At 39.1% G+C, this 22,236-nt stretch carries 23 protein-coding genes; 14 read left to right on the top strand and 9 right to left on the bottom strand.

All coding sequences use genetic code 11. From position 1 onward, the window contains the following. The first annotated feature begins 5 nt into the window (after positions 1 to 5). Positions 6 to 818, top strand: a complete 813-nt coding sequence (locus CVS81_RS02490) for a cell surface protein (RefSeq protein WP_107964991.1) — start codon at positions 6 to 8, stop codon at positions 816 to 818. A gap of 81 nt (positions 819 to 899) precedes the next feature. Here CVS81_RS02490 and CVS81_RS02485 read toward each other — a convergent pair whose 3' ends face one another. Next, positions 900 to 1,736: a polyribonucleotide nucleotidyltransferase gene (locus CVS81_RS02485; protein ID WP_107964990.1), complete on the bottom strand. Its 837-nt coding sequence runs from the start codon at positions 1,734 to 1,736 to the stop codon at positions 900 to 902. A gap of 198 nt (positions 1,737 to 1,934) precedes the next feature. On the opposite strand from CVS81_RS02485, the gene CVS81_RS02480 reads away from it, so the two are divergent. After that, complete coding sequence (locus CVS81_RS02480; protein ID WP_107964989.1) at positions 1,935 to 3,083, top strand: Cj0814 family flagellar-dependent secreted protein; 1,149 nt, start codon at positions 1,935 to 1,937, stop codon at positions 3,081 to 3,083. Here the strand turns inward: CVS81_RS02480 and recO are convergent. The 7 genes from recO to bamA all read right to left on the bottom strand — a co-directional run bounded on the left by recO (position 3,080) and on the right by bamA (position 9,751). Then, positions 3,080 to 3,694: a recombination protein RecO gene (gene recO, locus CVS81_RS02475; protein WP_012001347.1), complete on the bottom strand. Its 615-nt coding sequence runs from the start codon at positions 3,692 to 3,694 to the stop codon at positions 3,080 to 3,082. The two genes, CVS81_RS02480 and recO, sit on opposite strands and share 4 nt — an antisense overlap. Next, a complete protein-coding gene (locus tag CVS81_RS02470) occupies positions 3,695 to 4,618 on the bottom strand; it encodes a tRNA dihydrouridine synthase (RefSeq protein WP_107964988.1) in 924 nt (307 codons plus the stop codon). It lies immediately after the preceding gene. Beyond that, the gene (locus CVS81_RS02465) at positions 4,615 to 5,613 is read right to left on the bottom strand and encodes a hypothetical protein (protein ID WP_021087570.1); all 999 of its coding nucleotides are present in this window, start codon (positions 5,611 to 5,613) and stop codon (positions 4,615 to 4,617) included. The genes CVS81_RS02470 and CVS81_RS02465 overlap by 4 nt, the downstream gene beginning before the upstream one ends. Positions 5,614 to 5,622: 9 nt before the next feature. Then, positions 5,623 to 5,979 carry an RNA polymerase-binding protein DksA gene (dksA, locus tag CVS81_RS02460; protein WP_103575034.1) on the bottom strand — a complete coding sequence of 119 codons (357 nt, stop codon included), beginning with the start codon at positions 5,977 to 5,979 and terminating at the stop codon, positions 5,623 to 5,625. Positions 5,980 to 5,990: 11 nt separating this feature from the next. After that, positions 5,991 to 6,446 (bottom strand): 23S rRNA (pseudouridine(1915)-N(3))-methyltransferase RlmH, encoded by a 456-nt coding sequence (locus tag CVS81_RS02455; RefSeq protein ID WP_004317193.1) that lies wholly within the window; start codon positions 6,444 to 6,446, stop codon positions 5,991 to 5,993. Positions 6,447 to 6,448: 2 nt separating this feature from the next. Next, complete coding sequence (accD, locus tag CVS81_RS02450) at positions 6,449 to 7,366, bottom strand: acetyl-CoA carboxylase, carboxyltransferase subunit beta (RefSeq protein ID WP_107965051.1); 918 nt, start codon at positions 7,364 to 7,366, stop codon at positions 6,449 to 6,451. A 129-nt stretch (positions 7,367 to 7,495) separates the two neighbouring features. Beyond that, positions 7,496 to 9,751 (bottom strand): outer membrane protein assembly factor BamA, encoded by a 2,256-nt coding sequence (gene bamA, locus CVS81_RS02445; RefSeq protein WP_012001352.1) that lies wholly within the window; start codon positions 9,749 to 9,751, stop codon positions 7,496 to 7,498. 89 nt (positions 9,752 to 9,840) lie between these two features. Here bamA and CVS81_RS02440 point away from each other — a divergent pair, with 89 nt between their 5' ends. From CVS81_RS02440 to ribD, 12 genes are all read left to right on the top strand, one after another. Beyond that, the gene (locus tag CVS81_RS02440; protein ID WP_009294324.1) at positions 9,841 to 10,671 is read left to right on the top strand and encodes a prephenate dehydrogenase; all 831 of its coding nucleotides are present in this window, start codon (positions 9,841 to 9,843) and stop codon (positions 10,669 to 10,671) included. A gap of 61 nt (positions 10,672 to 10,732) precedes the next feature. Continuing rightward, positions 10,733 to 12,103 carry a M23 family metallopeptidase gene (locus tag CVS81_RS02435; RefSeq protein ID WP_004317224.1) on the top strand — a complete coding sequence of 457 codons (1,371 nt, stop codon included), beginning with the start codon at positions 10,733 to 10,735 and terminating at the stop codon, positions 12,101 to 12,103. A gap of 60 nt (positions 12,104 to 12,163) precedes the next feature. Beyond that, positions 12,164 to 13,048, top strand: coding sequence for a UDP-3-O-acyl-N-acetylglucosamine deacetylase (lpxC, locus tag CVS81_RS02430; RefSeq protein WP_103636471.1), 885 nt, complete (start codon positions 12,164 to 12,166; stop codon positions 13,046 to 13,048). 110 nt (positions 13,049 to 13,158) lie between these two features. Then, complete coding sequence (locus CVS81_RS02425) at positions 13,159 to 13,491, top strand: glycoprotease (RefSeq protein WP_413784305.1); 333 nt, start codon at positions 13,159 to 13,161, stop codon at positions 13,489 to 13,491. Between the two features lie 8 nt (positions 13,492 to 13,499). Next, positions 13,500 to 14,384, top strand: coding sequence for a homoserine kinase (gene thrB / locus CVS81_RS02420; protein WP_107964986.1), 885 nt, complete (start codon positions 13,500 to 13,502; stop codon positions 14,382 to 14,384). Between the two features lie 21 nt (positions 14,385 to 14,405). After that, the gene (locus CVS81_RS02415; RefSeq protein WP_107964985.1) at positions 14,406 to 14,660 is read left to right on the top strand and encodes a hypothetical protein; all 255 of its coding nucleotides are present in this window, start codon (positions 14,406 to 14,408) and stop codon (positions 14,658 to 14,660) included. After that, positions 14,647 to 17,304, top strand: coding sequence for a translation initiation factor IF-2 (gene infB, locus CVS81_RS02410; RefSeq protein ID WP_107964984.1), 2,658 nt, complete (start codon positions 14,647 to 14,649; stop codon positions 17,302 to 17,304). The genes CVS81_RS02415 and infB overlap by 14 nt, the downstream gene beginning before the upstream one ends. Next, positions 17,301 to 17,666: a 30S ribosome-binding factor RbfA gene (gene rbfA / locus CVS81_RS02405; RefSeq protein WP_004317240.1), complete on the top strand. Its 366-nt coding sequence runs from the start codon at positions 17,301 to 17,303 to the stop codon at positions 17,664 to 17,666. Before infB ends, rbfA begins: the two co-directional genes overlap by 4 nt. Continuing rightward, entirely contained in the window at positions 17,659 to 18,075 is a 417-nt protein-coding gene (gene rimP / locus CVS81_RS02400) for a ribosome maturation factor RimP (RefSeq protein ID WP_107964983.1), read from the top strand. The genes rbfA and rimP overlap by 8 nt, the downstream gene beginning before the upstream one ends. 1 nt (position 18,076) lies before the next feature. Next, entirely contained in the window at positions 18,077 to 19,726 is a 1,650-nt protein-coding gene (locus CVS81_RS02395; RefSeq protein ID WP_107964982.1) for a formate--tetrahydrofolate ligase, read from the top strand. Between the two features lie 11 nt (positions 19,727 to 19,737). Continuing rightward, a complete protein-coding gene (locus tag CVS81_RS02390; RefSeq protein ID WP_107964981.1) occupies positions 19,738 to 20,289 on the top strand; it encodes a hypothetical protein in 552 nt (183 codons plus the stop codon). A 15-nt stretch (positions 20,290 to 20,304) separates the two neighbouring features. Further along, the gene (gene ribD / locus CVS81_RS02385; RefSeq protein WP_107964980.1) at positions 20,305 to 21,366 is read left to right on the top strand and encodes a bifunctional diaminohydroxyphosphoribosylaminopyrimidine deaminase/5-amino-6-(5-phosphoribosylamino)uracil reductase RibD; all 1,062 of its coding nucleotides are present in this window, start codon (positions 20,305 to 20,307) and stop codon (positions 21,364 to 21,366) included. On the opposite strand, the gene CVS81_RS02380 is transcribed toward ribD, so the two are convergent. Then, the gene (locus CVS81_RS02380; protein WP_107964979.1) at positions 21,363 to 22,226 is read right to left on the bottom strand and encodes a VIT1/CCC1 transporter family protein; all 864 of its coding nucleotides are present in this window, start codon (positions 22,224 to 22,226) and stop codon (positions 21,363 to 21,365) included. The genes ribD and CVS81_RS02380 overlap by 4 nt on opposite strands. Between the last annotated feature and the right edge of the window lie 10 nt (positions 22,227 to 22,236).

The raw sequence follows: 22,236 nt of genomic DNA, 5'->3' as shown, positions 1-22,236 counted from the left end.
CTGAAATGATAACTAGCATAAACGGACTTAGCAATACACCGATACAAGAAACAACTATCCAAAAAGAAAATGCAACAGAAAATATAGTCAAAGAAGGCAAGAAAGACAAAAGCGTCAGCGAAGAAAAATTTGACTACTCAAAGAATCTTTTTAAACCATGGAGCGAAACTATAAAAGAATTTATAGATATAGACAAAAGCAAAGAGGGCTGGATAGCAGATACTATAAATCGAATTGATAATATGCTGTCTGATTACACCATTCAAGAAAGACGAGCTTTATCAGCAAAAAGAGAACCAGAAAATATGGAAGAATTTAGAGTTCGCGAACTCCAAGATTACATGGACTGGTTGCTTACAAACTCTATAGACGGCAAACCAACGATAGTTGGTAAAATGGTTGGTCTTGGCACAGAAGAAGAGGAGGCAGAACTAGAAGCTTTTGTAAATTCATTTTCTGAAGATACGATGATGAGTAATGATGGTGCTGCTTTGTTTGTTAGAGCTGATCTAAGTATAGAAGAGTTTAAAAAGCTTTATAAAGAAGATGTAGAAAAAACTACGAAAGAGCATAAAGAATTTCTAGCCAAACTACACAAAGAAGAACAAGAATACAATGCAAATTTCGCCAAAGAGCAAAGCGAGAAGAAATTTAAACCTATGCAGGTTAAGAAGAAGTATGAGACCTATGATATAAATAAGGATCAAAAATTTCTCTATGCAAGAGAGCTTTTAAATTTCAAAGAAAAAAGAGGCATAGACGTCTTAGAGCTTATGCAAAAGATAGATAAGAAGCAAATTTTAAATAAGATGGCTTGATGAATAAAGCAGAGCTAGGATCATTCTCTATCTTGTCGTAGGATAACTTAGCAGCAACTTGCACTAAATACAAATATGAAGCTAAACCTTTTTATCGACAACCTTTTTACCATTTTCTTCAAGCTTTTGCATGATACGAAGCACATCGATACCACGTTCTCTCTCAAGTTCTTGAAGCTTGAGCAAATATGAAAATTTCTCATCCTTAGTAATGTCATAAGTTTCAGTGTTTTTGCTTTCAGCTTGGATAGGAGTAAATTTTTTCTCTTTGGTATCGTCTTTTTCTTCTTCAGCGCTCTCTATATCCTGAAGACCTTTTTCATTCATCTCTTTTAGTATATTGACAGCATTTTTAGTATCTTCGCCAGATAAAGTTATATTAAACCGCTCTTTTAGTGCATATTTAGCCCACTCCTCTTTAAACTCATCAACGCTCATATCGCTATCAAGCAGATCAACAGTCCTTGAGTTTTGCATAAATAGCAACTGGCGATCGCCACGATATTCATTTAAAAATTCATTTACAGTGTATGGGGTATCTCTTAAAATTTTTGGCTTATCATTGTCTGGTTTTGCTTGCTGACCTTGTATATACTCTACAAACAAACCCTTGCTTTCATTTATGAAATTTTTAAGATCTGATAACTGCTCGCTTGTAAAGTCAGGATCATAGCCTCTGAGCTTTCCTATGATAGTGACTTTTGCTTCATCACCTTTTGTAAAGCCAGATAGCGGATATATGTGCCTATCATAAGCCGCAGCTTGAGCTTTTCTATCTAGCCTTGCGTATTTAGGAAAGCTCATACCATATCCCATATCGTTACTAAGTATTTCGTTTATATCGTTAAATTTAAACCCCATCTCACTAGCTATATGCTCTCTAGACAGATAAGGATATGGTGAGCTAGAAATTTGCATTTTACTATCCTTAGTAAGTTTTAAACTACTCAACGATTTTTTAAAATTTATTTGAGTGAAATTTTCTTAGTTGGTAAATCGACTTTTTAGCGATTTAGTTTATATATAGCCTATCTTTACACAAAATGCTCCCTTGTTGATAAAAATTTACGGCACAACTTTTGCTTACTCTTTGAAGTAAATTTCAAGGAGTAAGCTATGAAAGTCTCTTATAACTCCATCTTAACAAAACAGCACTACCAAAAACAGACAAAAAGCGAAGGCTTTGCAAATTTCTTGCCTAACACTCCAAATATAAATTTGATAGACCAAACCACTATTCCTAAAAATGACTTTGTTTCATCTAGCGCTATCGACTCTCTTTATCAGGCTAAATTTACTTCACAAGAGGGCTATGGATATAGTGTAGATGCTAAAGGATTTATGGGAGCTGACTTTAACAAAGCAGCAGGCTTGCCACAAGAATTTAAAATTCACAAAAGCACACTTGATGCGATAGTGCTACACAATCAAAAACATCCAAACTATACAAATTCTTTAATGGAAACAAAAAAAGATAACCAACTCTTTGGAGAGGATAGTTTTGCAAATATCGATCTAGCAGACACTATAAAGCAATACTATAAAATTTTTGATCAAATTTCAGCTGGAGTTATTAGTAAGGGTAAAGAGTTTTACTCAAACGAAGATCTAGCAAAGATGCCAAAGGGTTACTTTTCAAAAGATAAAAAAATAGAGCATTATGAATACCTAATGGGTAGGATGACAAGTGACGAGATAGATGGGCTAACCGATAGAAGCAATGAAAAGATAACTCATATCTTTAGGACAGCCCAAGAGGCAGACGATGCACATAGACTGTGGGATGATCTAAGTGATATAAATGTAGAAGTCAATGGAAATTTCCTTGACTTCTCTCCAGAAGTGATGACAACTGAGCATACTATCCCTTATATGTGGGTTAGTAGTGCTGGATATGACTTTAAACCTGATATGTCTGTATATGACAATGAACAAGGCTATACAAAGGAGCAAATCTTTGTAGCATTTTTAAAAAACGAGCAAGGTCTTGTGCTACAAGGTGGCACAACAAGGATAACTGACGAGGCTCTTAGTGTGTATAAAAGTTCATTAATACTTACAAAGCAAGATAGAAGCGAAATAGGCATACCAAAGGCTTATTATGATGAGATACTATCTGGCAAGAAAGATCTAAAAGATATACTAGCTAGGATTTTAAAGCTTAGAAATTTAGAGCTAAAAAAAGATCAAACGCTTGAGGGACTAGCAAGTAAGATAATGGATGTTTTAAAAGAATTTGATGAGAGGATGAAAGTAAAAGCCTAAAGCCCGTCAAGTAAAATTTTATAAAGGCGGTTTATCTCATCATCATTTAGCTCGATCGTGCTTTTTGTATCAAATAAATTTTTGATCTTGCTAGCGTCAAATTCGCTCCTATCAAGGCAGTGTTTGTGAGAGGGCAAAAAGCCACGAGTTAAGCAAAGCTCGCTTTCTATCTCCTCGTCGCAGATGAAGCACTCAAGCTCGCTGTGAAGCCTGCCTTCAAACTCTAAAATTTTGACGTAGCTTTCGATGATGAGGCGTTTTGGATTTTGCAGCTGCATCTGTTTGGCGCAGCGATCAAGCTCGTTAAAGTAAATTTCATCGAGCTGCTCGACCTCTTTTAGATGATCATAAAGTAGGCGCATGAACTGCTGCCAAATGATGAGCTTGTCACGCTCTAGCAGCCACTTAAAGCCAAGATGAAGTATGCTTCTAAGCTTTGGTAGAAATTTCGCCTCTTGCTCGAGCTCAAAGTCGATCTTGTAGCCAGTCATGATGTTTGAGTGGCGTGCGCCAAAAAATCTATACGACTTTACGAGCAAATTTGGCGTTAGCACAAAGACTAAAAGGTCCTCGTCTCTGACCTTTTGCACGCGCAGGATGTAGCCTTGCATCTAGGCAAAAAACTCCCTTATGCGCTCTCTCATCGCTGTCACATCTTTGATGAAATTTACATCGTTTCTAAAGGTCGTTGCACCATCTATGCCCTTGCTGTATTGGTGTAAATGCTTTCTAAATATGCAAAGTCCGTGCTCGCCGTAGTGTTCGATCATAGCGTCGAAGTGGGCTAGTATGATCTTTTGTTTTAGCGCCTTATCCACGCTAGTTTTGGTCTTTATCTCGTGAAATATCCAAGGGTTGCCGATGCTTGCTCTGCCGATCATTAGGGCGTCGCATTTTGTGAGATTTAAAATTTCATCTGCATTTTGTGCGTTGATATCGCCATTTGCGACGACTGGGATTTTTACGCTCGCCTTTACTCTTGCGATCGCTTCGTAATCAACCTTTGCGCTGTATCCGCCAGCTCTAGTGCGACCATGCACTGCGATGTAGTCTGCGCCAGCTTCTTCGCAGGCCTTTGCGATTTTCTCTTCATTTTTGTCGTTAAAGCCAAGTCTAAATTTAACACTTAGGCTTTCTTTCTTTGAGACGCTTTTTATGGCTGAGATGATGCTTTGAAGTTTGTCAAGATCGTTTAGTAAAGCTGATCCCGCGCCTTGCCTAACGACCTTTGGCACGGGGCAGCCGCAGTTTAGATCGAGCCCGTAAATTCCATCAAATTTATTGATTATCTGCACTGCTTTTTTTATATTTTCTATATCGCTACCAGCTATCTGAACGACGTAGGGCTCTTCGTTTGGGGATTTTTTAAGCATTTCAAGAGTTTTGTCACTGCTCTCATAGACCAAGGCATTTGCGCTGATCATCTCGCTAACAGTGACATCGCAGCCAAATTTCTTGACGACACTTCGTAACGGCAGGTCAGAAAAACCAGCAAGTGGCGCTAAGAAAAGTGGCTTTTTACTAAAGTCTATCATTTAAAAAATAGCGAGCTAGGCACCATTTTACCGTTATCTCGCAAAAATAGTAAAACCTTTATCTCTTTAAACTCATCAGGGTCGCTACCCTCGATAGCCTCTCTTACTTTGTCAAGCATCTGAAGCTCAAATAACGCATATACGTAGGCCTCATCAGCGTCAGCATGGATGCTTTTTAGCTTCTCAAAGATGCCGATAAATGCATCTGGTTTTAGCTTATTTTTAAGCATTATGGCTGCTTTGTCGTATTGTGCTTTTGTCACTTTTGCGTTGTTTAAAAGATCAAAAATTTCATCGCTACTTAGGTCGATCTCATCATTTACGAAACGCGTGATAATGGTCATTATATCTTCGCTTGCTAGCTCTGGATCGATTTTTTTGATCTCACTAAAAGAGGCTGTTTTTATGAGCTTGTTAAAGGCTGCCTTTTTAAGGCTCTCGTTTTGTTCTTGGTTTTTAAGCACGTCAAGATAGTAAGTAGGCAGCTGCTCAATCTTGTTTAGCTCGTTTAGGATGTTTAGCTTGCTATCTTTTGCTAGCCTAAATTTCTTTAGATCGACGATCTCTTTGTTTTTTATGCTTTTTATGGTTTGCAAGATGTTGTTTATCTCGCCGTCATCAACGCCAACGTCTTTAAGCTCGCCTACCGGTGAGATAGAGCGAGTGAGCTGTGAGGCGATCTTGTAAGTGTCGGTTTTAAAGTCTTTGTTGCTCTCAAAGCCAAGAAGCGTCTCTTTTGCAAGGTCTTTGTAGAGCTGGCTATCTTTTTTTATCCATTTTTTATATCTATAAAAGGCGTATCCGTGATATGCGATGTGAAGTAGGGCAAGGAGCGCCAAAAGGGCTACTGGAAGTGCCACCCAGACAGCTACTGGCAAGGTTATGGCTTGACCTAAGAGCTCAAAGGTGAAGTCTGAACTATTAAGAGAATAGGTAAGTCCTGCAACAACTGCTGTGTAGATGATGCAGTAGACGAGAAATTTTCTGGTTTTCATATTTTCTCCTTAGTTTTTTGCTGTTTTTTCTATTATCTCACGACAAGCTATGCAGTATTTTGCATGCGGTTTTACTTTTAGGCGAGGGATGCCGATCTCCTCTTCGCACATGTCACAAATTCCATAAGTCTTGTTTGCTATCTTCTCAAGCGCCTCGTCGATCTCGTAAAGCTCGGCTCTTTGCTGGGTTGAGATAGACTGCTCTATAAGCTGGTCGGTATTTACTGAAGCGATGTCAAATTCATCGCTTACGCCACTATCTCTTAAACCACTTACTTCAACTGATGAGTCATAAATATTTTTTTTGATTTGTAATTTTCGCTCTTCAAGTAGCTTTTTGAAAAAATTTAGCTCGTTTTGAGTCATTTTATATTCCTTTATTTGTGATATGGGTGGTTTGCATTTATGCAAAGCCCCCTAAAAATTTGCTCAAAAAGTACGAGCTTGGCGACTTTGTGCGCCATAGTCATCTTGCTTAAGCTTACGACTTTTTGTGCCTTGTTTTTTAAATTTTGGCTAAGCCCATAAGCTCCACCTATGAAAAAATTGATCTGTGAATTTGAGTTTAAAATTTGAGCAAATTCTTGGCTGTCAAGCTGTGAGCCGTTTTCATCAAGCATCACGCAAAAGCCTTTTAAATTTGGCTCGTAAATTTCATCATAAGCTCTTAGCGCTTCGCTTCTGCCGCTGCTTTGAGCCTTTGCTATCTTTTCATTAAATATGATTTTGTCGTTTATCTTGGCAAATTTTGCACTCATTTTTATATATTCTTGTATCTCGTTTTCAAAGTTGTCACGCGATGATTTTTGAATGCTAAAAACCGAAATTTCCAAACTTACCCTTTGGTTTTTAGCTTTAGCTCAAAGCCAGCTTCGCTAGGAGTTGTCACTTCGCTTTTAGAGATCATAGCTTTGTTATTTGTAAGAAATTTAACCATATCGCTTATATATTTTTTGTGCTCGCTTCTTGGCACGATATCGTCTATAAGGCCATGCTCAAGCAAAAATTCAGCCCTTTGAAAGCCCTCTGGAAGATCAGCGCCTATGGTTTGTTTGATGACCCTTTGTCCTGCAAAACCTATTAACGCGCCAGGTTCAGCGATTATTAGATCTCCAAGCCATGCAAATGATGCGCTAACGCCGCCCATCGTAGGATCTGTAAGGATAGAAATGTATGGGAGCTTTGCCTTATCAAGAAGTTTTAGGGCTGCTGAAGTTTTTGACATCTGCATCAAAGAAAATGTGCTCTCTTGCATTCTAGCGCCACCAGATGCGCTTACGATGATTAAGGCTTGGCGTTTTTCGATCGCACGTTTTATCGCTCTTACGATCTTTTCGCCCTCGACTGAAGCTAGTGAGCCGCCCATGAAGCCAAAGTCAAAAACAACTAGCTGAATTTCTTGTCCGTTGCATTTGCCTTCGCCACATATCACTGAGCTTGTGCGTCCTGTTTTTTCTTTATTTTCTGTGATTCTTTTTTTGTATGATTTTTTATCGACAAAATTTAAAGGATCTACTGGTTTTAAATTTGCGTCAAATTCTACAAAGCTACCTTCATCGCAGATCAAATTTATGCGATCATCAGCTTTTAATCTCATGTGGTAGCCGCATTTTGGGCATACATTAAAACAAGCTTCAACTTCTTTGTAATACATCAGTGAGTGACAGTTGTCGCATTTTACCCAGTGTGTAGGTGCTTCTTCTGGACGAGGTTGAGCTTTTCTTATCTTTGAAAAAATGTCTGAGAAATTCATCTTTTTACCCACTTATATTAAAAATTGTGGGATTATATCTAATGTTAGCCTTGCTTTTTCTTATATGACTTAAAGTTTGTTTGTTTGCGGGGGATTTAAGGGGCAAACTAGCCCCTTAAAAGTATCTTATTAGAAACGTCTTCCGATAGTAAATTCAAATGTATTTGTATCATCGCCCTCTTTAGGTTTAAGAGCTTTTGCGAAGATTAGTTGAAGTGGTCCGATAGGTGTTATCCACTCGATACCAGTACCAACTGATGATCTTTTTATCTCATTTAGACTATTTTCGCCGATCATACCATAGTCATAAAATACAACACCACGCATTTTGACACGCTCTATTATAGGGAAGCTCATCTCAACTGAGTTGTTAAATGATGTTTCGCCGCCGTATTCATAGTAGTCGCCATTATATTTTACTTTTGGAGATACGGTTCTGCTCTCATAACCACGTAAGCTTCTTATACCACCAAGGTAAAGCCTTTCGTTGATCGGAGTATAGCCTCTCTCCCAAATTTTGCCAAAGCTTGCTTTATATCTTAAGATAAGATCGTAGTCGATGTATTCTCTAAGACCTAGATAGTAGTTGAAATTTGTGCGGTTTTTAACAAAATCCATATCACCACCAAGTCCTGCTATCTCAAATGATGTGCTAGCTATGATACCGCGTCTTGGCAAGTAGTAATCATCAGTGCTATTATATGTTAAAGCTGGGGTTATAGCACTTTTTATAGCCTTGCCTTCTCTATAAATTTCTTTGCCTGTGTATCTATTTATATCTCTTAGCTCATCGTCTTTTAGAGTAACTTTACTTTGCTCGATGTTATAAGTAAGTGATGCACTTAAATTTCTGGTTAATTTTCTACCAAGCGTTGTGCTAAAGCCATAGCTTCTCTCTTTATATGTTCTCCAGTCATAGTCGTTTGCATAGAGTGTTCCGCCAAGGCTATACTCTGAGTCAAAAATTCTTGGATTTGTAAGACTTATCTGACCTGAAAGCTCTCTATCACTCTTATCAACGCTTACTTGTCCTTGAAGACCAGAGCCAAAGATGTTTGTGTCAGAAAGTGCAGCGTTTAGTAGCAAGCCATCACTACTTCCGTATCCGATACCGCCACTTATCGAGCCAGTTGAGGCCTCTTTTACTTTTACTTTTAGATCGACTGTGTTTTTATCAACCGGATCTTCTTCTATCTCTACATCATCAAAGTAGCTTGTTCTTTTTAGTGCATCTTTTGAGTCTTGAAGGTCGGTTCTACTATATAAATTTCCCTCAGTTAGATATAGCTCACGTCTTACGACACGATCAACTGTTCTATCATTGCCTGAAATTTGAACATTTCTTATATATACTTTTTCGCCCGGATCAACTTCGTAGTCGATATCAACTGTTTTATTTTCATCAAATTTATCAGTCTTTGGATAGACTTTGACAAATGCATAACCCTTGTCAGCGACCATATCGTCAAGCTTTTTCATGTCTTGACGAAGTCTTGCTGAGTTCATCGTATCGCCAGCTTCAAGTCTAAAGTCATCTATAATCTTTTTAGTATCAAGTCCTAGCTCTTCAGGTGCTGTGATGCTTACATTTGAAACCTTATAAGGCTCTCCCTCGTGGATATAGTATGTAAGATCAGCTGTGTAGTTATCAAATGACGCATTTAGATAAGGTGATGAAACAGTCGCGTCTAAATAGCCTTTCTGAAAATATTTATCTTGAATCCTTGCTGGGTCATTTTCAAGCTCGAAAAGTTTAACTTTTCCGTCGTTTCTGCCCCAAAGCCAGCCCATAAATTCTCTACTTTTGTTTGCAACTACTGGCTCGATATCATCATAGTCAAACTCTTTTGCACCGACTAAATTTACCTTTTTGATTATCATATTTTCGCCGCGGTTGATGTTTAGAGTGATGAAAAGTGAGCTGTCGTTGTCTGCAACTGGCTGTTTTTCTACATCTACAACTGTGTCAAAGTAGCCCTTTGACTCGTAGTACTGGCGAATTCTCTCTTTTGTTTTTTCGATAGTTAGCTCATCATACATATTGCCAGGTTTTATGTTGATTAGCGATTCGATCGCAGTTTTGTCGTTTGTCACAACGCCCTTTAGATCGACTCTAGCCACGCTTGGCTTCTCTTTTACTTTTACTAAAAGATTGCCATTACCTGTATCTTCTATGTAGATATCATCAAAATAATTTTGCTTGTATAAATTTGTGATAGCCTTGTCGCTAAGCTTTGGCGTTAGCTCTTGACCGACTTTTAGCCCCATTATCTGAGTGGCTACATCAGGTGAAAGGTGGATTAGACCTTTGAAATTTATTGACTGAATTGTTTGTGCATTTAGACCGCTTAAAGCTAGTGCTAGTAAAAATAATTTCTTTTTCATTAAATTTAACCTAGAGTTTTAGTATAAGTGCGTATAATACCATATTTTATTTTTAAAAAATTTAAATTTTATAATTTTAAAGGTTTTTTATGAAAATAGGTATCATCGGACTTGGTCTTATGGGTGGCTCGCTTGGTCTTGCGTTAAAAGATGAAAAATTAATTTCATGTGTCAGCGGATATGATAAAGATGAAAATCACAGCAAAAAAGCGCTCGAACTTGGCTTGGTACATGAAATTTTAAGCATCGATGAGATGAAAAAGAAGTGTGACATCATCTTTTTGGCTGTGCCAGTCGAAGCCATCGTGAGCATCGTTCAAAATTTAACCGACATTAGCGAAGATACGACGATCATTGATTTTGGCTCGACAAAGCAAAAGATAATAGAAGCCGTGCCAGAAAAAATTCGTAAAAATTTCATCCCAGCTCACCCGATGGCAGGTACCGAGTACTCTGGTCCAGAGGCTGCCTTTAAGTCACTTTACACAGGGGCTACTGTCATAGTTTGCGACTTTGCTGAGAGCGCAGAAAAGCATGTGAAAAGAAGTGTTGAACTATTTTCTTGCCTTGGTATGAAGATCATTTTCATGAGTGCAAAAGAGCATGATCATCACGTGGGTCTCATCTCGCATCTGCCTCACGCTATAGCATTTTCGCTTGCTAGCGGGATCTTAAAAGAAGAGGATAAAAGGCATATCGTTGCACTTGGCGGACCGACTTTTAAGGGCATGATACGCGTTGCAAAGAGTTCGCCATTTATGTGGAGTGATATCTTTAAGCAAAATAAAAATAATGTCGTTGCCGCGATAAATATGTTTGAAAAAGAGCTAAATTTATGCAAAGATCTCATAAAAGATGAGCGCTGGGACGAGCTTTTTGACTGGATGAGCGAAGCTAGAGCTGTAAGAGAAATTTTGTAATTAACTAAAAATTTATTGATTAAATGTAAAATTTCGCAAATAAAATTTAAGGTAATAATATATGTATAGACGTGGAATAGGCGGTTTTGGTATTGTTGTAGTTTTACTTGTTTTGATATTGGCTGGTGGCTTTGGATATGCTTTGATGTCGAAAGACTTTGAGCGAAACGAGCCAATTATCGGCGTTGCTGATAAGGTTTATTGGAACCTTCGCTCGCCTATGAATATCAAATTTAAAGATGACAGCGGTATAAAATTTGTGCGCATCAGCATAAATGATGGCAAAAATGACCTAAATTTATTAAATCAAATCATACAAAATCCAAGCACTGAGCTTGATGTAAATTTAACCTTCCCAAAGACTGGCTTTTTCGCTCAAAAAGATACTTATGAGATGAGCATAGAAGCGGTCGATACTAGCAAATGGGGCTTTTTCACAGGCAATAAAGCAAGCAAAAAAGTTGAAGTCGTGCTTGATACATCTAAGCCTGATCTTTACGTGCTTTCTCAGTCTTACTCTATCTCAAAAGGCGGCAGCGCTGTTGTTGTCTTTAGAGCAACTGACAATCAGCTAAAAGAGGTCTATGTCCAGACAAATTTTGGTAAGAAATTTAAGGCTGTGCCATTTTATAAAGAGGGCTTTTACGCAGCACTTGTTGCTTGGCCAGTGCAGGTTGAAAACTTTAGCGCTGAGGTCATCGCAAGAGACTTTGCAGGCAATGAGAGCAAATCTCACGTGAGATATTTTTATGAAAATGTAAAATACAAAACTTCAACTATTGCTTTAAATGATAGATTTTTAGACGGAAAGATCGTTGATCTAACAGATCAATACGCCAAAGATCCAAACGCTCTTTCAAGACTTGAGAAGATGAAATTTGTCAATGAAACACTAAGAAATTCAAACGAAGAGAAGATAACAGCACTTACTTCAAACGTAGATACTGACATCACAAACGGCTTTAATATCATCCCATTTTACCCGCTTAGAAATGGCAAAAAAGTAGCTGATTTTGCCGACCACCGCTTCTATACATATAATAACGAGCAAGTAAGTGAGTCATGGCACATGGGTATAGATTTTGCAAGTGTGGCATCAGCTCCGATAATAGCCAGCAATGCAGGTCGCGTTGTGCTAGCATCTGAGAATGGAATTTATGGTTTAAACATTGTGATCGATCATGGATTTGGACTTTACTCACTTTACGGACACTGCTCAAGTGCGAAGGTAAAAGAGGGCGACATGGTTGCTGCTGGCGATCAAATAGGCACAACTGGAACAAGCGGTCTTGCGCTTGGAGATCACCTTCACTTTGGAATTTTGGTTCAAGGCGAAGAGGTAAGGCCTCAACAATGGATGGATAAAAAGTGGATAAAAGACAATGTGACAAGTGTCTTGGATGCCGCAAAGGCGATGATAGATAAGAATTAAATTTGCAAATTTGATTTTTTAGTGCTATCATAAGCGAACAAAAAAATATAAGGAAAATTTTTGAAACAAACTACTATCGCAAGACGCGTTGAGACCGTTGGTATAGGGCTTCATAAGGGTGAGCCGATAAGACTTATACTAGAACCTCTTGATGCAAATTCAGGTATTATTTTGCACCGCGAAGATCTTGGTATTAGTTTTAAAGCTGAGCCTAAAAACGTTATAAATACGCAAATGGCAACCGTCGTTGGTAACGAAAAGGGCTTTATCAGCACGATAGAGCACCTAATGGCAGCTGTAAATGGATACGGCATTGATAATATTAGAATTTCAGTTGATGCAAATGAAATTCCTGTCATGGACGGCAGTGCGATAAGCTTTTGTATGTTGCTCGATGAAGCTGGTATAAGACATCTTGACGCTGGTAAAAAAGTCATCCTTGTCCGCCGTGAGGTCGAGGTGGTTGAGGGGTCAAAATTTGTGCGAACTTCGCCTTCAAGAAATCCAAAATTTGACTATACGATCAAATTTGACCACCCAGTTATCGGCGAGCAAAGATATCTTTTTGAATTTAGCAAGAGCTCATTTGTAAAAAATATCGCTCGTGCTAGAACTTTTGGCTTTTTAAAAGATTTGCAACGCTTGCAAGCTCAAAATTTAGCCCTTGGTGCATCGCTTGATAATGCCGTGGCTATCGATGATACGCATATTTTAAACCCAGAAGGTTTGAGATTTGAAAATGAGTTTGTAAGACATAAAATTTTAGACGCAGTTGGCGATTTGAGCTTGCTTGGAGCACCTTTACTAGGTGACTACACAGCATTTGCTGGCAGCCACGATCTAAACCACAAACTAACACTTGCTTTAATGGCAGATGAGAAAAATTATGAGATCGCAACGCTTAGTGGCGAGCTTTTAAAAGAGTATCAAAAGGTATTTGCATAAAAAATATTGAAATTTTAGTAGTCTCTTTATCGACTCCACTTTTAGTTGGAGTCTATAAAGATGGCGTAAAATTTGATGAGATCACAACTGACGAGTATGTCAGTGAAGCTCTGATAAAAATCCTAGAAAATTTATCCTCTAAATTTAACATCACAAAGATTATCTACGCAAACACGCCAGGTAGCTTCATGGGGCTAAAGGTGGCCTACGTCATCTTGAAAACTTTTTCTTTGGCAAAGGGCTGTGAATTTTACGCGGTTAGTGGCTTTAGTCTAAATGGCGGCGAAGCGATCAGGGCAAATAAAAATTTAAGCTTTGTGCTAAAAAATGGTGAAATTTCGCTTGAAAAAGTTGAGCCAGTGAGATTTGTGTTGCCTTTAAATTTAGATGAATTAAAACTAAATTCAGATACACTTCCAAATTATATCATCCAAGCTGTTTAGGAGAAAATTTGAATATCTTAATCCCTGCTACAAGTGCAAATTTAGGACCTGGTTTTGACGCTTTAGGACTTAGTTTAAAGCTTTTTAATAGCGTGAAGATCGAACCATCTAAATTTAGCTCAGTCTCGATAAATGGCGAGGGAAGTGATAGCACAAATTTAAAAAGAAACAACATTTTTCTAAGCATTTTTAATGAAATTTTTTTAGAGCTAACCGGCAAAAATGAAAACTTCAGAATAGTTTTTGAAAACAATATCCCATTTTCAAGAGGGCTTGGCAGTAGCTCTGCAGTGGTTGTCGGAGCCATAGCTTCAGCTTACGAGATGGCTGGATTTAAGGCTAGCAAAAGCGTCGTTTTAAATAAAGCTATCATCTATGAAACCCATCCAGATAATATCTCGCCAGCAGTTCACGGCGGATTTATTAGCGCGGTCGTAAAAAACGGCAATGTTTATGCGAATAAAATAAATTTAAGTGATGATATAAAAGCAGTCGTCGTCATCCCAAATAAGCCGATGAGCACCGCTTCATCAAGACAAATTTTGCCAAAAAACTACACTATGAAAGAGTGCGTAAATAACCTCTCTCACGCTGCATTTTTGACCTCTTGTTTTTATGAGAAAAGATATGATCTTTTAAGGGTAGCAAGTGAAGATATGATGCATGAAGAGCGCAGAATGAGCGCTTTAAAAGAGCTTTTTGAGGTGCGAAAGGTAGCTTATGAAAATGGAGCGCTAATGAGCACACTTTCAGGCTCAGGCTCAAGCTTTTTAAACATCGCTTATAAAGATGATGCTAAAAATTTACAAGATGTTTTAAAGAGTAAATTTAGTGATTTTAGAGTGGAAATTTTTTCATTTGATAACGATGGATACGAAATTACGCAAAGCTAAAAACAAGTTTAAAAAGGTATAATGAATAAAAATAATCCAGTAAGGACATGCGTCGCTTGCAAAGTTAAATTTTCTCAAAACTTGCTAAAAAGATACCGCTTGGTAGGCAAGAATTTAGAGTGTGGCAAAGGAGATGGCCGCAGTTTCTATCTATGTGATGACTGTTTGCAAAAAGACGACAAAAATTTAAAAAAAATAATTGATAAACAAACTAAAGGTGCCCTCGGACTTGACGCACCGAAGTTAAAGGAGATACTCTTAAATGAGCAATGTTAGGATTTCAGAGATCGCAAATGAGCTTGGCTACCCAAGTAAAGAGATAGTAGAAAAAGCTCAAGAACTAGGCCTAAAGGTCAAAACTCACTCAAATGCTGTGAGCCTTGAAGAGGCTGAAGCAATATATGAATACGTTCAAACTGGCGTAATACCAGATAAATTTAAAAAGAAAAAGAGCGAGCCAAAGGCAAAAAAAGAGCCTAAAAAAGAGGCTGAAAAAGAGCCAGCTAAAAAAGAAGAAAAGCCTAAAAATGAGCCTAAAAAGGTAGCTACTAAGGCTGAGCCAAAGCCTGAAAAGGCAAAAGCAGAGCCTAAAAAAGAGGTGCAAATTTCAGAGGAAAAACCTAAAGCTGAGCCTAAAAAAGAAGAGCCTGTAAAGGTCGAGCAAAAGCCAGCAGAAGCACCAAAGCCAAAAGAGAGCTTGGCTGACGTGACTCAAAAAAGACGCGGCCTTGTGATAGTTAAAAAGAAAAAAGATTACGAGGCGCCAGCTCCTGTAAAAGAGGAGAAAAAGGCTGAGGTGGCTGTTACTAACATTAGCGATTTTAAGAGTATGTTCTCTGCTAGCGATGAAAATTTGGCTAGAAAAAAGAAAAAAGAGAAAAAAGTAACAGTTGTAAGCAAAAAAGATAGCGCCGAGAAGATGGACTTGCTTGGCGGAAGCGACTTTGGTGACATCGTGCTTGAAGATGAAGATGTGGTAGTGCTACCTGATTTTAGCTTTAAAACCCCAGCTCCAGCTCCGATGCAAAGGACAAAACAGCCAAGTGCGATGAAGACAACCGTCAATAACACGATAAATTCGTTTGGCGAAGGTGGCATACAAAGAAGAGCTAGAAAAAAACACAAAAAGCCTGAAAACAAACAAAATAGCGAAGCTGTAACTTCGATAAATATCCCAAAAGAAATTCGCGTTTACGAATTTGCTGAAAAGCTAAACAAGCAGCCAAGCGAGGTCATAGGTAAGCTATTTATGCTTGGTATGATGACAACTAAAAATGACTTTTTGGATGAAGATGCGATAGAAATTTTGGCTGATGAGTTTAATGTCGAGGTAAATATCATCGACGATCAAAAAGAATTTGACTACGTAGCAGCCTATGAAGAGGAGATAAAAGATGATGAAAATCTCCAGCCAAGAGCGCCAGTCATAACCATCATGGGTCACGTAGACCACGGTAAAACCTCGCTACTTGACTACATAAGAAAATCTCGCGTAGCAGCTGGCGAGGCTGGTGGCATCACTCAGCACGTGGGCGCTTATATGGTAAATAAAAATGGCAGAAACATCACATTTATCGACACTCCAGGCCACGAGGCATTTACAGCTATGCGTGCAAGGGGCGCTGGTGTAACTGATATAGTTATCATTGTTGTTGCAGCAGATGACGGCGTAAAACCACAGACAAAAGAGGCAGTTAGCCACGCAAAAGCCGCTGGTGTGCCAATAATCATCGCGATAAACAAAATGGATAAAGAGTCAGCAAATCCTGATCTAGTAAAAACTGGTCTTGCTGAGCTTGACATCATGCCAACAGAGTGGGGTGGCAAGTATGAATTTGTGCCGATCTCTGCAAAAACAGGTATGGGCATAGATGATCTACTTGAGATCGTGCTTTTACAAGCTGATCTTTTGGAGCTAAAGGCAAATCCAAAGGCAAACGCAAAAGCTACTGTCATCGAGAGCTCACTTCAAAAAGGCCGTGGTCCAGTGGCTACCATCATCGTTGAAAACGGTACGCTTCATGTCGGAGATACAGTCGTAGCAGGCGTTGCATACGGTAAGATAAGAAGCTTGCTTGATGATCAGGGTAGGCCACTAAAAGAGATAAAACCAGGCGAATGTGGCGTGATAGTAGGCCTTAGCGAGATAGCAGAGGCTGGCGAGACGCTAATAGGCGTAAAAACCGATAAAGAAGCTCGTGAGTACGCGCAGAAAAAGGCTGAATATATCCGCCAAAAAGAGCTTAGCAAGAGCACAAAGGTTAGTATCGATGAGCTTAGCGCTAAGATCGCTGAGGGCGAGCTAAAAACACTTCCAGTCATCATCAAAGCTGACGTTGGCGGCTCACTTGAAGCGTTAAAAGCAAGCCTAGAAAAACTAGCAAATGATGAGATCAGAGTAAATGTGATCCACTCGGGCGTTGGCGGCATCACGCAAAGCGACGTTGCGCTTGCAGGTGCAAGTAACGACTGTATCATCCTTGGCTTTAACATAAGGCCAACTGGCGAGATAAAAGAGAAGGCAAAAGAGAGCGGCGTCGAGATAAAAACTTACAATGTTATCTATAACTTAATCGACGACGTGAAGGCGATTTTGGGCGGACTAATGTCACCTATCATCAGAGAAGAGCAGCTTGGTCAAGCTCAGGTTCGCCAAGTGATCCATGTGCCAAAAGTTGGCGCTATCGCTGGATGTATCGTCACTGAGGGTACGATAAACAGAGGGGCAAAAATTCGCCTTATTAGAGAAGGTGTGGTCGTTTATGAGGGCTTAGTAAGCTCGCTAAAACGCTTCAAAGATGACGTCAAAGAGGTTGCAAAAGGTTACGAGTGTGGCGTTGGCATCGAGAATTTCAACGACATTAGAGAAAATGACTACATCGAAAGTTTCAAAGAAGTCAAGGAGAAAGCTACTCTATGAACGCTAACGAAATAAAGCGTATGAGAACAGAGAGCGTGCTAAAAGAGCTCATACCAGAGGCTCTAGCCACTCTTGAAGATAGCATTTTAAAGGGACTTTGCGTTACTGACGTCGAGTGCAAGAAGGGCAGATACGACGCCTTTGTCTATCTTGATAAGATGATGTTTGATGAGCGCGAGCAAGAGTATATTTTGGGGCATTTAAAGCGCGTTTGTAGGCATTTGCAAAACCACTGCATGGCGGCTGAGGGCTGGTATAGATGTCCAAATTTTCACTTTAAATTTGACGATAGATTAGAGTATCAAAACCATATGGATAAGTTGTTTGATAAAATTTCAAAGGATTTAAACAAAAATGGATAATTTAGACAAACTAGTACGCGAATGCGGCGTTGAGCTTTACGACAGCGAGATCGCAAATGAAAATGGCAGGGCTATTTTTAGAGTTTATATCACAAAAAATGGCGGAGTGAGCCTTGATGACTGCGAAAAAGTGAGCCGTCTGCTCTCGCCTATTTTTGACGTGACACCGCCAGTTAGTGGGGATTATAACCTTGAGGTTAGCTCGCCTGGCCTTGAGAGAAAGCTTAGTAAGCCATCTCATTTTAAATCAAGCATCGGTGAGCTAGTTAAAGTTCAAACCGAGGCTGAGAAATTTGCAGGAAGGCTTGTGAAAGCAGACGAAGAGAGCATCGCAGTAGAAAACGAAGAGGGAATTTTTGAGATCAACATCAGTGATATAAAAAAAGCAAAAACATATTTGGAGTGGTAAAATGCTAAGCGACATCGAGATAACTCACCAAACAAAACTTGAACACATCAGTAAAGTTGCCGCAAAACTAGGCTTAAACGAAGACGAGCTTGAGCTTTACGGCAAATTTAAGGCCAAAATTTTCCCTAGACTTGAGCCATCAAACTCAAAGCTCATCTTAGTCACCGCGACTAACCCAACCCCATACGGCGAGGGCAAAACGACTATGTCGATCGGTCTAGCTGACGCGCTAAATTCACTTAATAAAAAGGTTTGCCTAGCACTTCGCGAGCCATCTTTGGGACCAGTTTTTGGCATAAAGGGTGGAGCAGCAGGTGGTGGCTACTCGCAGCTTGCGCCGATGGAGGATCTAAATTTACACTTTACTGGCGATTTTCACGCGATAACATCGGCAAATAACCTGATTTCTGCCATGATAGATAATAGCCTCTATCAAGAAAACCCACTAAAAATAGAGAAAATTTTATGGAAGCGCTGTATGGATATGAATGACCGCGCGCTTAGATTTATAACTGTGGGTCAGGGCGGCAGAACGGACGGCGTGCCAAGAGAAGATGGCTTTAATATCACCGCCGCAAGCGAGATCATGGCTGTACTTTGTCTAGCCACAAGTCTTTCTGATCTAAAAGAGCGCGTGGCAAACATCATGGTTGCTTACGATAGCGATAAAAAGCCTATCTACGTGCGTGATCTAGGCTGCCAAGACGCTGTTTGCATACTCTTAAAAGATGCGATCAAGCCAAATTTATTTCAAACACTAGAGCACACACCTACACTCGTGCATGGCGGTCCATTTGCAAACATCGCACACGGCTGCAACTCAGTCATCGCAACAAAAACAGCTCTAAATTTGGCCGACTACGTCATCACTGAAGCTGGCTTTGGCTCGGAGCTTGGCGCTGAGAAATTTTTAGATATAAAATGCAGGGTTGCTGAGATTAAACCAAGCGCTGTGGTGCTTGTAAGCACGATCAGATCGCTAAAATATAACGGCGAAGCAAATAAAGACGAGATCACAAAACCAGATATGAATGCCCTTAAAAAAGGCATCGAAAACCTTGGCGGGCATATCGAAAATTTAAAAGGTAAATTTGGTCAAAATGTAGTTGTAGCGCTTAATAAATTTGGCTTTGACACTGATGAAGAGATAAATTTCGTAAAAGAGTACTGCCGTGAGCTTGGCGTAGAAGTGGCAGTTTGTGAGAATTTCTTAAAAGGTGGCAAAGGTGCGCTTGAGCTTGCCGAGCTAGTTTTAAAAGCGTGCGATAAGCCAAGCAAGATAAATTTCACCTACGAGATGAGCGATGATACAAAAATTAAGATAGAAAAGGTCGCTAAGGAAATTTATGGAGCTGGCGAGGTGGTCTTTGAAGAGGCTGCTCTTAAAAAGCTTGAGATGATAAAAGAGCTAAATTTAAGCCATTTGCCAGTTTGCATCGCTAAAACACAGTACTCGTTTAGCGACGATGCGAAGCTTTTGGGTAGAGCAAAGGGCTTTACATTTAGCGTAAAAGACCTTGATATTAGAACGGGAGCTGGCTTTATCGTTGCAGTCTGCGGTAAGATCATGCTAATGCCTGGACTTCCAAAAGTACCAGCTGCGGTCAATATGAGGATAGACGCAGAGGGCAAGATCGACGGCTTGTCGTAAATTTAGAAAATATGAAATTTGTAAAAATACTATTTTTAATAGTTTTAGGTGCTTTCTTTGTTGGATGCGCGGGAAGATATAAATATAATGTTGAGCCAACGCCGATACAAAAAGGCGTGGCTAAATACATTATTAGTGATTTTAACCTGACATTGACAAATCAACCAACTAGATACGAATACAATCCTAACTATAAAAATGAAAGCGAACTTCGTGATGAATTTGTGGAATTTATAAACAAACATCTAAAAGAGCAGGGCATTTTAGGAGACGAAAATAGCTTTAAAATAAAAATACAAATGGATTATGAAAGATGGTTTAACTGGGGTGGCAAGGCGTTAAACAAGCCTCACTTTAGCTATAGCGTGAAAATTTACGATAACGCAGATAGGCTTTTGGTCTCTTATGCTATACCAGTCTCTACAACAAAATATAGCTATTTTAAAGAGATGGCTGTTTTGGCGGAGATTGCTGCATTTAGGTGGGATGCACAGGATGAGCCGACCGATATCGATTTGATCTCAAAAACTCTTGTTGATGAGATAAAAGATATAGGAAAATAAATATAGTCTGCTAAGATGAACGACGAATTTTACATGGGTCTTGCTTTAAGTGAGGCTTGGAAATTTCAGATCCTGACCTACCCAAATCCAGCAGTTGGATGCCTTATCCTTGATGAAAATGGGCAAATTCTATCTTGCAAGGCTCATGAAAAGGCTGGATATTTACACGCTGAACCGACAGCGATACTCTTTGCGCTTTGCAAAAAAAGTGAAAAATTTAAAGATGATTTTATAAAAGCTTATAACGCTAAATTTAGCTCAAATATAAAAGAGGGCGAATTTGGCCTTTTAGAGCCAAAATTTACCTATGAATTTATACTAAATAACCACTCAAATTTATTAAAAAATGCAAAAGCTTATGTCACACTTGAGCCTTGCTCACATCATGGAAAAACGCCACCTTGTGCAAATTTGCTAAAAGAGCTTGGCTTTAGCGAGGTTATAATTGGCAGCCATGATGAAAATAAAATAGCAAGTGGCGGAGGAAATTTACTTCAGAGTGCTGGTGTGAGAGTTAAATTTGGCGTTTTAAAAGAGCGCTGCGATAAACTGCTTGAGCCATTTTTGGCATATCAAAATGGTGGATTTAGCTTTTTAAAAATAGCTCTTAGTAAAAACGGCGTGGCAAGTGGTGGCATCATCACAAATGAGCTTAGCCGCACGCATGTGCATAAACTTAGAAGCGTCATAGACATATTGGTGATCGGTGGCAACACAGTGCGAATAGACCGACCAAGGCTTGATACCAGACTTATAAAAAATGGCAAAAACCCAGACGTCATAATCTACTCAAGAGGCGATAAATTTGATGAAACATTGCCACTTTTTAGCGTGCCAGATCGCAAAGTCAGCATTCAAAAAGAGCTAAATCTAAAAGGACTTTGCATGTTTGAAGGAGCTGGCGAGTTTTTAAAACTTGCAAAAGAGGGCAAGCTAGCAAATGTAAAGTGGCTACTTATCTATCAAAGCTCAAATTTCAAAATTGGTGAAAATTTGAGCTTTGATTTAAATTTAAAACCACTTTTTAGTGGGAATTTTGGAGACGATAGTTACACTTGGTATGAAATTTTGGATTAAATATCTAGTCCAAAATAGTGTTTTACCAAGAAGCCGATGCCAAAAGAAATGATCGCAACACCAAAAGTTATCACACACATCTCAATCACTCTTGGTAAAAAATTAAGCTCCTTTGCCACGCTTATATAAAAGTTGTAAGTGATAATGGCAACTAGCGCAAAGAAAAACATCGACAAGACGGCGTAAAGACCGCTTGTAAAGATGAAAAATGGAAGTATCAAAAATGCCGTTGTTATGATGTACGAACTGCCTGTGTAGAGCGAGTAGGTAAGTGGTTTGATCTCGTCGCTTGGATTTTCTTTTGACTCGAGATATGCTGAACCAGCCATAGAGAGTGCAGCTGCCACACCCATGATAAGGCCTGTTGCGCCAACTGATTTTGTATTTGAAAATGCAAGCGCGATGCCGCTAAGTGTGCCTGTTAGCTCAACTAACGCATCATTCATGCCAAGCACGATACCACCAGCATTTACGAGCTTTGTGTCTTTTAGCATGGAGATTAGACTATTTTCGTGGTTCATCTCCTCTTCGTAAATATCACGAGCTTCAGGATATTCATCTACGATGTCAAGATAAAATTTCTCAGCATTTTCTTCGCGTGACTCCATAAATTTCAGAGTAAAAGATGTGCCAAAAATTTTAACAAGTATCGTGTAGAAGATGACTTTGAATAAATTTGCACTTCTGCTCTCACCAGTTATCTTTTGACAAAAAGCATAGTGGCGTCTCTCTTCTGCGATTAATTTTCGAAGTACCTTTTTGTTCTCTTCGACTTTTTCGCTAGCTTCTAGAAGTGAGTATATAGCAACATCGTCTGCTTCGTTTTGTAATTGTTTTAAGGCACGTTTTTTATCTAACATAAAATTTTTC

It is taken from the genome of Campylobacter concisus, from assembly GCF_003049065.1.
Taxonomy (GTDB): domain Bacteria; phylum Campylobacterota; class Campylobacteria; order Campylobacterales; family Campylobacteraceae; genus Campylobacter_A; species Campylobacter_A concisus_BE.
This window is presented reverse-complemented; position numbering and strand designations above follow the sequence as displayed.

Coding starts and splice junctions, on each gene's coding strand:
- CVS81_RS02480 (WP_107964989.1), top strand. CDS start 1,935: ATGAAAGTCTCTTATAACTCCATCTTAACAAAACAGCACTACCAAAAA.
- rbfA (WP_004317240.1), top strand. CDS start 17,301: ATGAACGCTAACGAAATAAAGCGTATGAGAACAGAGAGCGTGCTAAAA.
- CVS81_RS02435 (WP_004317224.1), top strand. CDS start 10,733: ATGTATAGACGTGGAATAGGCGGTTTTGGTATTGTTGTAGTTTTACTT.
- CVS81_RS02490 (WP_107964991.1), top strand. CDS start 6: ATGATAACTAGCATAAACGGACTTAGCAATACACCGATACAAGAAACA.
- dksA (WP_103575034.1), bottom strand. CDS start 5,979: ATGACTCAAAACGAGCTAAATTTTTTCAAAAAGCTACTTGAAGAGCGA.
- recO (WP_012001347.1), bottom strand. CDS start 3,694: ATGCAAGGCTACATCCTGCGCGTGCAAAAGGTCAGAGACGAGGACCTT.
- CVS81_RS02395 (WP_107964982.1), top strand. CDS start 18,077: ATGCTAAGCGACATCGAGATAACTCACCAAACAAAACTTGAACACATC.
- CVS81_RS02485 (WP_107964990.1), bottom strand. CDS start 1,736: ATGCAAATTTCTAGCTCACCATATCCTTATCTGTCTAGAGAGCATATA.
- CVS81_RS02440 (WP_009294324.1), top strand. CDS start 9,841: ATGAAAATAGGTATCATCGGACTTGGTCTTATGGGTGGCTCGCTTGGT.
- ribD (WP_107964980.1), top strand. CDS start 20,305: ATGAACGACGAATTTTACATGGGTCTTGCTTTAAGTGAGGCTTGGAAA.
- CVS81_RS02380 (WP_107964979.1), bottom strand. CDS start 22,226: ATGTTAGATAAAAAACGTGCCTTAAAACAATTACAAAACGAAGCAGAC.
- rimP (WP_107964983.1), top strand. CDS start 17,659: ATGGATAATTTAGACAAACTAGTACGCGAATGCGGCGTTGAGCTTTAC.
- bamA (WP_012001352.1), bottom strand. CDS start 9,751: ATGAAAAAGAAATTATTTTTACTAGCACTAGCTTTAAGCGGTCTAAAT.
- CVS81_RS02390 (WP_107964981.1), top strand. CDS start 19,738: ATGAAATTTGTAAAAATACTATTTTTAATAGTTTTAGGTGCTTTCTTT.
- CVS81_RS02470 (WP_107964988.1), bottom strand. CDS start 4,618: ATGATAGACTTTAGTAAAAAGCCACTTTTCTTAGCGCCACTTGCTGGT.
- CVS81_RS02415 (WP_107964985.1), top strand. CDS start 14,406: ATGAATAAAAATAATCCAGTAAGGACATGCGTCGCTTGCAAAGTTAAA.
- CVS81_RS02465 (WP_021087570.1), bottom strand. CDS start 5,613: ATGAAAACCAGAAAATTTCTCGTCTACTGCATCATCTACACAGCAGTT.
- accD (WP_107965051.1), bottom strand. CDS start 7,366: ATGAATTTCTCAGACATTTTTTCAAAGATAAGAAAAGCTCAACCTCGT.
- infB (WP_107964984.1), top strand. CDS start 14,647: ATGAGCAATGTTAGGATTTCAGAGATCGCAAATGAGCTTGGCTACCCA.